This is a genomic window from Streptomyces buecherae (assembly GCF_014295035.1).
Classification (GTDB): domain Bacteria; phylum Actinomycetota; class Actinomycetes; order Streptomycetales; family Streptomycetaceae; genus Streptomyces; species Streptomyces youssoufiensis.
The window spans coordinates 2947472-2959981 of record NZ_CP060404.1 but is presented as its reverse complement, the minus strand read 5'-3'; the positions used below and the strand labels follow the sequence as shown (position 1 = coordinate 2959981).

Here is a 12510-nt window from a genome sequence, read left to right as displayed (position 1 = left end):
CAGAGGTGAACCGGCCGAGGTCCGTGCGCCCGGCCCGGAGCATCGAAAGTGGACCGTTGACGGAGACGGAGGGCCGCTCAGGAGTGAGGCCCAACCCGCCCCCTCACCCCTCCACACCATGAGCCTTCGCCACACCCCCACCCCGCAACGCCGGATCGAGGATCACCGCCTCGCCCCGCGCGGTCGTCGGGTCCTCCGGGAAGTGGCAGGCCGTGAGGTGGCCGGGGCCGTTGCCCGGGATGGGGGCCAGGGGTGGTTCCTCGCTCGCGCAGCGGTCGCGCGCCTTCCAGCAGCGGGTGCGGAAGCGGCAGCCCGATGGCGGGCGGATGGGTGAGGGGACGTCGCCGGCGAGACGGATGCGCCCGGGGCCGGGAGCCGGGCCACCGCCCGCCCCCTCGCCCGCCCCCGCGTAACCCGCGTCCACGTGGCTCGCGCCCGCCCCCTCCGCGAGGAACTCCGTCGCGTCCGGGACCGCCGACAGCAGGGCGTGGGTGTACGGGTGGCGGGGGCGGACGTAGATGGACTCGCGGTCGCCCACCTCGACGATCTTGCCGAGGTACATCACCGCCACCCGTTGCGAGAAGTGCCGGACCACCGCCAGGTCGTGGGCGATGAAGACGAAGGCGATGCCGAGTTCGGCGCGCAGGCGCTGGAGCAGGTTGATGACCTGGGCCTGGATGGATACGTCGAGGGCGGAGACGGGTTCGTCGGCGACGATGAGGCGGGGGTCCAGGGCCAGCGCGCGGGCCACGCCGATGCGTTGGCGTTGGCCGCCGGAGAACTCGTGCGGGAAGCGGTTGTAGTGCTCGGGGCTCAGGCCCACCGTCTCCAGGAGTTCGCGCACCCGGGCCTCCCGGCCGCCGGGTGGGCGGATGCGGTTGATCTCCATCGGGCCGGAGATGATCGCGCCGACCGTCTGGCGTGGGTTGAGGGACGAGTACGGGTCCTGGAAGATCATCTGAATCTCGGAGCGGATCGGGGCCAGGGCCTTGCGGTCGGCGTGCGTGATGTCCTGGCCTCGGTAGCTGATCCGGCCGGCGGTCGGCTCCAGGAGGCGGGTCAGCAGCCGGCCGGTGGTGGACTTGCCGCACCCCGACTCGCCGACCAGGCCGAAGCTCTCGCCCGCGTGCACCGCCAGGTCGATGCCGTCCACCGCCTGCACGGCGCCGACCTTCCGTTGGAACGGGAAGCCGCCCATGATCGGGAAGTGCTTGGTCAGCCGCTCGGCCACGAGCAGCGGCTCACCGGGCGGGGGCCCGTTCCCCGCGCTCTGCTCCACGGTCCGGCCCGTGGCCGCGTCCCGCGTCATCGGTCCCCTCCCTGGCTCGGGCCGCCACCCGGCTCCTTGTTGGCCGGGCCGCCGCCGGCCGGATCGTCCGCAGGCGCCGGGCCGTTCGCAGGCGCCGGGCCGTCCGCAGGCGCCGGACCGTTGTCCGTACGTGTCGCCCCCGCCGGGCCGGCGCCCGCGGCCCCGCCGCCACCCCGCCGGACGGCGCCCCCACGCTCCGCGCCCAGGTGGCACGCGGCCCCCCGCCCCGCCGGCAGGGCCGGGCGCTCCGTCGCGCAGCGGTCGCCGCCCACCACGGCGGTGTACCCGCAGCGTGGGTGGAAGGGGCAGCCGGAGGGTGGGGCGAGCAGGCTGGGTGGGGCGCCGGGGATGGGGGTCAGTGGGGTGTCCACGGCGCCGGCCAGGGTGGGCATGGAGTCCAACAGGCCCCAGGTGTACGGATGTTGGGGCGCGGACAGGACCTCGCGTACGGTTCCGCGCTCCACCGCGCGGCCCGCGTACATCACCAGCAGGTCGTCGGCCGCGTTGGCCACCACGCCCAGGTCGTGGGTGATCAGGATGATCGCCGAGCCGAACTCCTGCTGGAGGTCGCCGAGCAGGTCGAGAATCTGGGCCTGCACGGTGACGTCGAGGGCGGTGGTCGGCTCGTCGGCGATCAGGAGGTCGGGGTCGCAGATCAGGGCCATGGCGATCATCGCGCGCTGGCGCATGCCGCCGGAGAACTGGTGCGGGTAGTCGTCCACGCGCCGCCGCGCGTGCGGGATGCCGACCTTGGCCAGCATCTCGATGGCGCGCTGCCGCGCCGCCCGCTTGGAGGCGCCGGTGTGCTTGCGGTACGGCTCGGCGATCTGCCGGCCGACCGTGTAGTACGGGGAGAGCGCGGTCAGCGGGTCCTGGAAGATCATCGCCATCTTGTTGCCGCGCAGGCGTTCCAGCGCGCGTTCGCCGGCGCCGGTCAACTCCTGGCCGTCCAACAGGATCTGGCCCTCCACGGTGGTGGTGCGCGGGTCGTGCAGGCCGAGCACGGTGAGGTTGGTGACGGACTTGCCCGAGCCGGACTCGCCGACGATGCCGAGCGTGCGGCCCCGCTCCAGGTCGAAGGAGAGCCCGTCCACGGCCCTGACGGTGCCGTCCTCGGTGGCGAAGCGCACCCGGAGGTCGCGCACGGACAGGTAGCCGCCGGTCGCGCCCGGCGCGGGCGCCGGCGCGCCGTGGGTGGCGGTGGTCATCTGCTCAGCCCTCCTAGGCGAGGCGCACGCGCGGGTCGATGACGGCGTACAGGGCGTCCACGACGATGGTGAACACGACGATCGCCGCCGAACTGATCAGCATCACGCCCATCAGCATGGGCAGGTCCGTGAGGCGCACCGAGTCCACGGCCAGCCGGCCGACGCCGTGCAGCGTGAACGTGTACTCGGTGATCATGGCGCCGCCGAGCAGCGAGCCCAGGTCCATGCCGAAGATGGTCACGATGGGCGCGATCGCCCCGCGCCAGGCGTACCGGAAGAAGACCGTGCGACCGGACAGGCCCTTGGCGCGGGCGGTGCGCACGTGGTCCTCGTGTAACTGCTCGACCAACTGCGAGCGGGTCATCCGGCTGTAGTTGGCCATGAAGATCAGCGAAAGGACCAGCCAGGGCAGCAGCATGCCGCTGAACCACCTGGCGGGGTTCTCGGTGATCGGGTGGTACGCCGGCTGCTCCATGATCGACAGCCCGCTGACGAACCAGGCCAGGCACAGCACCCCCACGAAGTAGACCTGGAGGGACTGGCCGAGCAGCGAGAGCGAGCTGAAGAGCTTGTCGATCCAGGTGCCGCGCCGCCACGCGGCGATCATCCCGAGCCCCACGCCCACCGCCAGGAAGACCACGGCCGCACCGAGCGCCAGCGAGAGCGTGGTGGGGAAGCGGTCCACGATGGTGGGCCACACCGGCTCCTGGTTGACGAAGGAGTAGCCGAAGCACGGCGCGTCGCAGTGTCCGACGGGGAAGTCCCGGCCCGCGACGATGCCGACCATGAACTCCCCGTACTGGACGGGGATCGGCTTGTCGAGGCCGAGGTTCTCGTTGATGAGGGCGAGGGACGCCGGGTCGCAGTTCTTCCCGCAGGCCAGCCTGGCGGGGTCGGCGGGCAGCGCGAAGAAGAGGAAGAACGTGATCGCGCTGATCAGGACGAGGATCACGACCGCGCCGAGGGAGCGGCGGATGAGGAATCTCAGCATGGCATCGCGGGTCTCCGGGTCGGGGGCGCGGGCCCCGGGCGGGCGCGGTCACTACACGGTCGCGTTCCCCGCTCGCGGTGGACGGCCGGCACGGCGCGCGAGTGCGGCCGTCGCCCGCGAGCGGGGACCGTCACCTCACGAACACGGCCGTCGGGTCGACCGCGCCGTACGGCTCGTGGAACTTGACCCCGCCGATGCCCGAACCCCACAGCGTGAAGAGCCGGTTGTAGAAGACCGGGACCTGCGGGATCTCCTCGGTCAGCACGCGTTCGGCCAGCTTGACCCATTCGGGGGCGGCCTTGTCCAGGTCCTCGATCCGCTCGATCCGCTCGATCTCCTTGTTGATCGTGGGGGAGTTGAGGTGGGAGTAGTTGGGCGAGCTGTCGTGGACGTTCTTGCCGCTGTAGACCGGCGGGACGACCGTCGAGCCCGACGGCCAGTCGGCGCTCCACGAGGAGCGGTACAGGTCGTAGGTGTTGTTCACCTTGCCGATCTGCGTGTAGTACGTGCCACGGTCCAGCTCCTTCTTCTCCACCGTGAAGCCGGCCGCCTCCAGGGCCCGTACCACGACCACCGACGCGTCCTGCGCGGGCTTGTCGTTGCCGTACGCGTAGACGATGCGGTAGCCCTCCTTGCCCGCCTCCTTCAGCAACTCCTTCGCCTTCTTGATGTTGCCGCCGGGGTACTTCCGCTTCTGGAACGGGTCGAAGTCGCGGTTGTGGCCCTTGAGGGTGGGCCCGACCAGCGAGCCGGCGATCTCACCGGCCTTGGGCCCGCCGTACTGCTGGAGGTACTGGCCGTTCGGGAAGGCCCAGGCCAGCGCCTCGCGGACCTTCTTGTTCTTAACCCGGCTGGTGTTGATGCTGACGACGTCCACGTACGGCTGGGTGCGGGTCAGCGAGCGCGCCATCGCCTCCTTGTCCTTGAGCACGGTGGAGATCTGCGCCGGGTCCACCGCGTTGTTCCAGGTCATGGCCCGCTTGTCGGCGCCCTGGTCGGCGAGGAGGCGGCGCGTGGAGTCCATCCACTGGTGGCCGAAGGACACCTCGAAGCGGTCCACGTACTGGTGCCGGATCGGGTCGGTCTTCGGGTCCCAGTGCTCGTTGCGTACGAACGTGATGCCCTTGCCCGGCTTGAAGTCGGCGACCTTGTACGGGCCCGAGGCGACCGGCGCCTTGTTGTACCCCTCCTTCTTGTCCTTGCCCGGCGGCACCGCGCCGATGTTCGGCATGGCCACCGCGAACGGCACCTCGGCGCGCGGCTGGTCGAAGTGGAAGACGATGGTCTTGTCGTCCGGCGTGTCGAGCACCGACGCCGGCAGGTGGTCCCCGCCGTACGGGCCGTCCGGCAGTGCTTTGCGGAAGGTCTGTCCCTCGCCCGAGAGCCACTGCTGGAGGTAGAGGGGCCCGTTGGTCTGGTACTTCGCGTACAGCCGCTCGATGGAGTGCCGCACGTCCCGCGAGGTGATGGGCGTGCCGTCCTCGAACTTCAGCCCGTCCTTGAGCGTGTACGTCCAGGTCCGGCCGCCGTCCGACGACCTGCCGATGTCGGTCGCGAGGTCGCCGACCAGCTTCGTCTTCCCCGTCTTGTCGTCCACCTGGTAGTTGGTCAGCGTCCGGTTGTAGACGGTCTGCATGATCAACTCGTCGGTGACGTAGATCTGCCCGGGGTCCAGGTACTCGTACGCGTCACGTTGCAGGACCCGTACCGTGCCGCCCTTCTTCGCGCCGGGCACCTCCTTCGCGGGGCCGGTGGAGTCGGCCGCGCTGCCCAGGGTGATGCCGTGGGCCTCCATCGTCGGCTCCGTCGAGCGGTCGCTGCCGGACCCGCCGCCCTCGCTGCACGCCGTGAGCACCAGGGCCCCGGCGGCCAGCGCGATCGCGCAGGTTCTGACTTTCGATGTGCGGTTGACCGTCATGGCTGTGCATACACCTGCCTCGTCGGACGAACACTGCTGCGCACTGTCTGCCTGGTGTTGCCTGGTGTTGTCTGGTGTCGCCGGTCACTGTCGGACGCTGGCCGGCACCGCCGGGCTACGGGGCCGAGTGGGCCGGTCCGCGGCTTCCTCGGCGTCGCTCCGGCGGCCGGCTCATCGGGTGGTCTTCGGGTCCATGGCGTCCCGGACGGAGTCCCCGAGCAGGTTGAAGGCCACGACGAAGACCACCATCGCGACGCCGGGGAAGAACATGTAGGTGATGTCGCCCTCGTAGAACTCGGCCCCCTTGGCGAACATCCGGCCCCAGTCCGGGGTCGGTTCCACGACCCCGACGCCGAGGAAGGAGAGGCCGGCCTCGGCGGTCACGAACATGGGGAGCATCAGCGTGGACTGCACGAGGATCGGCGTGCCCAGATTGGGCAACAGCTCCCTGCGGATGATCCGCCACGGGGACGCCCCGGTCACCCGGGCCGCCTCGATGAACTCCCGCTCCCGCAGCGAGAGCACCTGCCCGCGCAGCAGTCGGGCCAACTGCATCCAGCCGAGCAGCCACAACACCAGGACCAGCGCGGTCACCCGTAAATAGGTGGGCGTTTCCTTCTCCGGGCTCACGAAAAGCGCAGTGACCACCGGCATGAAGGCCACGAAGAACAACTGCTGCGGAAAGGAGAGCAGCAGATCGATGAGCCGGCCCAGGAAGTAGTCGGTGCGCCCGCCGAGATATCCGGCGGCCACTCCGATGACGATGCCGGTGATCGTGGAGAGCACGGTGGCGGCGAGACCGATGAGCAACGAGGTGCGAATGCCGTAGACGAGCTGCATCAGCACGTCGCGGCCGAGTTTCGGTTCAATTCCGAACCAGAACTCGCCATCGATCCCGCCGTTGGGTTTCATCGGATAGCCGCTGACCGGGTCGAGGAGTTCCGGCCGGTCCAGGCCGTAGGTGGTGTACGCGTCCTTTCCGTACAGCCACGAGATCACCGGCGCCAACAGCGCGACGGCGAAGAAGAACAGCACCACCAGGGCGGCGACCACGCCCGCCCGGTCGCGCCGGAAGCGGCGCCACATCAACTGCCGGGGCGAGCGGCCGACCAACTCCCCGGCCACCATCGGCTCGCTCGGACCGCTCTCCTTCGTCACCCGTCCCGGGCCCGGCGGCACGCCGCCGGCGGCGGGTTCGGGCCCCGCAGCAGCGGCCTGGAATGGACTCGTCATCGCGTAGCGCCCCCGCACTTCTCACTGGGTGTGCCGTGCTCGTGGACTCCTCGCGGACGCCACCGCGCGCCGCCGGATGAGCGGGACTGTCGCAATGAATTCCCAGCTCGGTCAAGGGGGCGTGGAACGGATACCGTGCGGGTGCGACCTTCTTGAGCGAAGGTTGTGCAGATTGAGGTGGGCGCGTGCTTGACAGGCCGCACGGAAAGGCGACAGACGCCCCTAAAATCTCTTTAAACCCGTTGATTTTCGGGCCGTTTCGCCGCCAGTACGCGCCATCGCACGCGATCACGGCGAAAAGGGAGCGCATCGCCGCCAGGAGCATACGGTCACGGAAAGCGGGAGATTCCGTGGCCGGCGACGATTTTTCTGACCTCGTCGCAGCCGGCGCACTTGACCGCGCGCACGCTGGGGTAGACCTGTCGTGCCGGGCGGTGCCGCTGCCCGAGCGGGGCAGTCAGGGGGGCGGCCAACGTGAGCGAGCAGCAGACCATCGGGCGTGAGATACGGATCTTCGGCGCGCTGTACTGCGCCGTGTTCGCGGCCATCTCGCTGGCCTGGATCATCCGGGACCTGACCGAGGTCGACGAGGCGTCCACCGTGTGGTGGTACTGGGTCGGGCTGGGAACCTCCCCCTCCAGCGGCGGCCTGGTCACCTCGTCCTACTACGACCTGGTCCTGCTCGTGCTCTACGTGGCGACCGGCCTGATCGTCCAGCGGTCCGCCATCGCCGGCAGCGCCCTGGTCACCGTCGCGGTGACCACTATCGCGCTGCGCCTGCCCAGCCTGTGGAACCTGCACGCCGACTGGATGGACGGCATGCCCGGCGGGACGGCCACCCGGGCCCAACTCACGTGCTGGTCGGCGGTGTTGGTCAGCGCGGCGGTACTGCTGGCGGTCGTCGCCGCGCGCAACACGGCCCGGCAGCGGCCCCCGGCGATCGACCAGCAGCGGTACGGCGCGGCCCCGCCGGCGCGACTCGCCGCGCCCACGCCCGGCGGGGCGGGGGCAGCCTTCGCCTTCCTCGGCGGCATCGGCCTGGTGCTGATCGGCTGGCAGATCTACTACGCCCAGGACCGGGGCTGGGAGGCGTACAAGCGACAGCTCACCGGGGAGCGTTACCTGCTGACGGTCCTCGGCCAGCCCACCGGCTGGGTCGGTTGGTTCGTCGCGCTCCTGGCGGTCGTGGCCGGCGCCCTCGCGCTGCGCCGAGCCCCCTACGTCCGGCCGCTGGGCCTGATCGCCGCCCTCCTGGTCATCGCGTACTCGGTCGGTGACCTGTCGATCATCTTCAAGCTTGAGGTCCTCGACATCATGGACGAGCTGGCCACCAACCAGAAGCTGTACGTGTGGTCGTCCTTCGCGCAGGTCGCCGCCGGCCTGGTGGCCCTCCTCGCGCTGGCCCCGCGCGGACCCGAACACGTCACGGGCCCGCCACCCGGCTGGGGCCCCCAGCCCACACCGGGCTACGGCGGCGACGGCTACGCCACCCCCGACGGCTACGGCCCGGGCCCCTCGCCCCGCGCCTACCCGTCGGGCGGCGGCTACCAGGGCGGCCAGCAGAGCGGCGGCTACCAGGACGGCTATCCGGGCGGCCAGCAGGGCGGCGGCTATCAGGGTGGCTACCCGGGCGGTTACCAGGGCGACCAACAGGGCGGCTACCAGGGCGGTTACGCCGCCCCGCCGCCACCCCCGGCAAGCCCGCCGCCCCCGCCCCCGGCGGGCCCACCACCCGCGAATCCGCCCGGCTCCTGGTAGGCGGGCGGCCCGACTGATCGCGTGGCGGGCGGGGCGGCAGACCGACGGAATCCGGTCGACCCGCCGCCGGCGCTCTTGAGGGCCCGGACCCCTGGGTAACCCTGCGGTGCCGGGTGGCGTCGCCGCCCGCGGGGGCGGTCAGGGGGCGGCCAACATGGGTGAGCGACGGACCATCACACGTGAGGTGCGGATCTTCGGGGCGCTGTACTGCGCGCTCTTCGCGACCATCTCGCTGGCCTGGATCATCCGCGACCTGAACAACGTCGTCGACGGCGCCGACCTGTGGTGGGTGTGGGTCCACGTGCCCTACCCGGCAGACGCGAACGGCGTCGTCGCCTCGTCCTACTACGACCTGGTCCTGCTTGTTCTCTACGTCGCGACCGGCCTGATCGTCAGGCGCTCCCCGGTCGCGGGCAGTGCCCTGGTCGCCGTAGCGGTGGTCACCATCGCGCTGCGGCTGCCCAGCCTGTGGAATCTGCACGGCGACTGGATGGACGGCCTGCTGCCCAGCGGCACGGCGACCCGCGCGCAACTCACCTGCTGGTCAGCCGTGTTGGCCAGCGTGGCGCTGCTGGCGGCGGTCGCCCGATCGCGTGACGCGGGCCGGCAGACGTCGCCGGCGGTCGCGCAGGGGTATGGTGCGGCTCCGCCGACGCGGCTCGCCGGGTCCACGCAGGGCGGGGCGAGAACGGTGTTCGTCGCCCTGGGCGGCATCGGTCTGGTGTTGATCGCCTGGCAGATCTACTTCGTCCAGGAACTGGACGGGGATAGCTACCAGCGCATATTCACCGGCGAGCGGTCCATCACCTCGGTCCTCGGCCAGCCCTACGCCTGGCTCGCCTGGACCGTGGCGTTCCTCGCGCTCGTGGCGGGCGCCCTCGCCCCGGGGCGCGATCCTCACTCCCGGCCGCTCGGCCTCGTCGCCGCCTTCCTGGTCACCGCCCACGGGACCAGTGGCGTGTCGCACGACCTCAAGCTCAGCTTCTTCGACCATCTGGACGACATGTCCGCCAGCAGGGAGTTGTTCACGTACACGTGCTTCGTGGAACTCCTCGCCGGCCTGGTGGCACTCCTCGCGCTGGCCTCGCCCGGCCCCGGCCCTGTCCCTGGGGCGGCGGCCGGCTGGGGGCCGCCGCCGATGCCGGCCCACCGCCCGGGTCACCCGCCGGGACCTGCCGAAGCGGGTGGCAACCCGGCCGCTGGCCACGGCGCCCCGCCCCTTCCCGCACGTCCGCCGCGCCCGGTGGGCCCGCCGCTCCCCGCGAGCCCACCGCGTCCACTGCGCCCACCGCGTCCACCGCGCCCGCTGAGTCCGCCACCGCCAATGAGCCCCCCGCCCTCGGCGGGAGCGCCACCCCCACACCCGCCCGGCCGTGGCCGGGCGCACCCGCGGCAGGCGGGCGGGCGCCGCCCGAGCGGAAACTCGGGCGGCGCGTCAGGCGGCTAGGCCGCGCCGTCCGCCGCGCCGCCCGCCGCGTCGGCTTCGCCGCCGGGCAGCCCCAGCGAGCGGCGCAGGAAGTCCACCTGGAGCAGCAGCAGGTTCTCCGCCACCTGTTCCTGCGGCGTCATGTGGGTGACCCCGGACAGCGGCACCACCTCGTGCGGGCGGCCGGCCGCGAGCAGGGCGGAGGACAGTCGCAGCGTGTGGGCCACCACCACGTTGTCGTCCGCGAGGCCGTGGATGATCATCATCGGGCGGGCCGGCTCCGCCGCCTGGGCCAGGCCCTCGTCGGTGACCAGCGAGTTGCGCGCGTACACCGCGGGCTGCTCGTCCGGGTGGCCCAGGTAGCGCTCCGTGTAGTGCGTGTCGTACAGCCGCTGGTCGGTGACCGGAGCGCCGACGATCGCCGCGTGGAAGACGTCCGGGCGGCGCAGCCCGGCCAGGCCGGCGAGCAGTCCGCCGTACGACCAGCCACGGATGGCGACCCGCCCGAGGTCGAGCGGGAAGCGGTCGGCGAGCCCGTGCAGCGCGTCCACCTGGTCCTGCAACGTCACCGCCGCCACCTCGTGCCGGATCGCCTTCTCCCAGCCGGGGGAGCGGCCCGGGGTGCCCCGGCCGTCCGCCACGATCACCGCGAAGCCCTGGTCGGCGAACCACTGCGAGGTCAGGTACGCGTTGTGCGCCGCGAGCACCCGCTGCCCGTGCGGCCCGCCGTACGGGTCCATCAGGACCGGCAGCGGACCGTCCCCGGTCGCGTACCCGGTGGGCAGCAGCACGGCGCAGGGGATGTTCCGCTCGCCGGCGAAGACCAGGCGCGGCGCGGCGGTCAGCACCGGGCGCTCCGCGTGGCTGGCGATCTCGGTCAGGCGCTCCCAGTCGGCCGGCGCCCGCTCGTCGTCGACCCGTACGACCGCGACCCGCACGCCCGGTTCGGCCAGCCCCAGCGAGGGCAGCACCAGCACGTCGCCGCCGCGCACCGCGGAGGTCACGGCGGGGTCGGGGGAGAGCGCGATCGGCTCGCAGCCGCCGGGCACGTTGGGCCGCGGGCCGGCGCCGCCGGGCCCGTCGCCGCCGGCGCGGAACCAGGCGCGGTAGACGCCGATCTCGCCGGGCACCCGCGGCAGGCCGGCGCCCTCGCCGGGCGCGGCGGAGAACAGCACGTCCCGTTCGCCGATCGCCAGCACCGCCCTCACGTGCAGGGAGTCCGAGGTGAGCCGCTGGTCACCGACCATCAGCACGCGCGCGCCGGCCTCGTCGGCGATCCGGACCAACTGCCCGTCCGGGGTCCAGGCGGGCACCCCGGGGAAGAGGTCGAGCCACGCGTCGTCCTCGTCCGCGTGCACGGTGCGCGTCTCGCCGGTGGCGGTGTCGACCGTCAGGTAGCGCTGGGTGCGCTGGTCGCGCGCCTGCACCAGGAGCAGCGGCGGGCCGTCGGCCGACCAGTGCACCCGGGCCAGGTACGGGAACCGCCCGTGGTCCCAGGTCACCTCCGTGCGCGTGCCGTCCAGGCCGATCAGGGCGAGCGTCACGACGGCGTTGGGCGTGCCGGCCGCCGGGTAGGCCACCTCGGTCGGCTCCCGGTCCGGGTTGGCCGGGTCGGCGATCCACCAGCGCCGCACGGGGGACTCGTCCACCCGCGCGACCAGCAGCGCGTCGCTGTTCGGCGACCACCAGAAGCCGCGCGAGCGGTCCATCTCCTCGGCCGCGACGAACTCCGCGAGGCCGTACGTGACGTCCCGGCCCTCCGGCTCGGCCAGCGCCCGGTCGGCCTCGCCGTCGCTGCCGACGACGTACAGCGTGCCGCCCGCCGCGTAGGCCACGTGCCGCCCGTCGGGGGACGGACGCGGGTCCACCACCGGCCCGTGCCCGGCGGCCGGCGACAACTCCCGCGTGGTGCCCGCGCGCAACTCGGCGACGAAGAGCCGGCCCGACAGGGCGAAGGCCGCCAACTCGACGGCCCCGTCGGTCGCGTAGCCGACGACGCCCGCCGCGCCCTCGCGGCTGCGCTCGCGCCGCGCCCGCTCCTCGGCCGACAGCTCCTCGCCGGCGCCGCCGAGCAGCGCGGCCGGATCGGCGGCCGGGTACTCCCGCCCCTGCGCCACGTCCAGCACCCACAGCAGGTTCGCCCGGTCGGTGCCGTGCCGCGAGCGCAGGAAGACGACGCGTGCGCCGTCCGGCGACACGCTGAACGCGCGCGGCGCCCCGAGGGTGAAGCGCTGCGTCCGCGCGTGCTGTCGAGGAAACGAGAGGTGTCCGGTCATGGGGCCGAGCCTACGGGCCGCCCCCGCGCCGGGGCGGCCCGCGGCCCGGGGTCGCGTCCGCATGCCGGGTGGGCGACGGGGGACGCCCGGCGCGCGCCGGAGTACGCCGGGGTCTCACCCCACCGTGTAGGGGTGCGGGCGGGTCGGACGGGTCGCGGCGCGCCGAGGTGGTGCGATGGGGCGCGCGGACGAGGTGGCGGGCGGCCCAGTGCGGGGGTCGGCCCCGTCCGATGGCTGGACGGAACCGGTGAGGTGGCACATGCGAACAAGCATGCGCCCCTGTCATGCCCCCACACACCGTGATGTGCGGGTCGGTGGAAAGTTATGATCCCGACCGCATGGTGGGTAGGAGTCAAGTTGGTCCGCGGGCCCCGGTGTTGTGGGGACCCGT

8 protein-coding genes are annotated in these 12510 nt (G+C 72.4%); 2 read left to right on the top strand and 6 right to left on the bottom strand.

Annotated features, from left to right (window positions below; all coding sequences use genetic code 11):
- Positions 1-103: 103 nt before the first annotated feature.
- From H7H31_RS10850 to H7H31_RS10830, 5 genes are all read right to left on the bottom strand, one after another.
- Positions 104-1198 carry an ABC transporter ATP-binding protein gene (locus H7H31_RS10850; protein ID WP_372455977.1) on the bottom strand — a complete coding sequence of 365 codons (1095 nt, stop codon included), beginning with the start codon at positions 1196-1198 and terminating at the stop codon, positions 104-106.
- 107 nt (positions 1199-1305) lie between these two features.
- Positions 1306-2517, bottom strand: a complete 1212-nt coding sequence (locus tag H7H31_RS10845) for an ABC transporter ATP-binding protein (protein WP_232109786.1) — start codon at positions 2515-2517, stop codon at positions 1306-1308.
- Between the two features lie 13 nt (positions 2518-2530).
- Positions 2531-3508 (bottom strand): ABC transporter permease, encoded by a 978-nt coding sequence (locus tag H7H31_RS10840; protein WP_187060679.1) that lies wholly within the window; start codon positions 3506-3508, stop codon positions 2531-2533.
- A 130-nt stretch (positions 3509-3638) separates the two neighbouring features.
- Positions 3639-5426, bottom strand: a complete 1788-nt coding sequence (locus tag H7H31_RS10835) for an ABC transporter substrate-binding protein (protein WP_187060678.1) — start codon at positions 5424-5426, stop codon at positions 3639-3641.
- 171 nt (positions 5427-5597) lie between these two features.
- Complete coding sequence (locus H7H31_RS10830; protein ID WP_187060677.1) at positions 5598-6659, bottom strand: ABC transporter permease; 1062 nt, start codon at positions 6657-6659, stop codon at positions 5598-5600.
- A 474-nt stretch (positions 6660-7133) separates the two neighbouring features.
- On the opposite strand from H7H31_RS10830, the gene H7H31_RS10825 reads away from it, so the two are divergent.
- Positions 7134-8417 carry a hypothetical protein gene (locus tag H7H31_RS10825; RefSeq protein ID WP_187117893.1) on the top strand — a complete coding sequence of 428 codons (1284 nt, stop codon included), beginning with the start codon at positions 7134-7136 and terminating at the stop codon, positions 8415-8417.
- A gap of 154 nt (positions 8418-8571) precedes the next feature.
- Positions 8572-9864: a hypothetical protein gene (locus H7H31_RS10820; RefSeq protein WP_187117892.1), complete on the top strand. Its 1293-nt coding sequence runs from the start codon at positions 8572-8574 to the stop codon at positions 9862-9864.
- Here the strand turns inward: H7H31_RS10820 and H7H31_RS10815 are convergent.
- Positions 9861-12119, bottom strand: coding sequence for a prolyl oligopeptidase family serine peptidase (locus H7H31_RS10815; protein WP_187060796.1), 2259 nt, complete (start codon positions 12117-12119; stop codon positions 9861-9863). The two genes, H7H31_RS10820 and H7H31_RS10815, sit on opposite strands and share 4 nt — an antisense overlap.
- Positions 12120-12510 lie beyond the last annotated feature (391 nt).

Excerpts from the sequence above, each read along its gene's own strand:
- H7H31_RS10850 (WP_372455977.1), bottom strand. The coding sequence starts at position 1,198 with ATGGGCGGCTTCCCGTTCCAACGGAAGGTCGGCGCCGTGCAGGCGGTG.
- H7H31_RS10840 (WP_187060679.1), bottom strand. The coding sequence starts at position 3,508 with ATGCTGAGATTCCTCATCCGCCGCTCCCTCGGCGCGGTCGTGATCCTC.
- H7H31_RS10815 (WP_187060796.1), bottom strand. The coding sequence starts at position 12,119 with ATGACCGGACACCTCTCGTTTCCTCGACAGCACGCGCGGACGCAGCGC.
- H7H31_RS10830 (WP_187060677.1), bottom strand. The coding sequence starts at position 6,659 with ATGACGAGTCCATTCCAGGCCGCTGCTGCGGGGCCCGAACCCGCCGCC.
- H7H31_RS10820 (WP_187117892.1), top strand. The coding sequence starts at position 8,572 with ATGGGTGAGCGACGGACCATCACACGTGAGGTGCGGATCTTCGGGGCG.
- H7H31_RS10835 (WP_187060678.1), bottom strand. The coding sequence starts at position 5,426 with ATGACGGTCAACCGCACATCGAAAGTCAGAACCTGCGCGATCGCGCTG.
- H7H31_RS10845 (WP_232109786.1), bottom strand. The coding sequence starts at position 2,517 with ATGACCACCGCCACCCACGGCGCGCCGGCGCCCGCGCCGGGCGCGACC.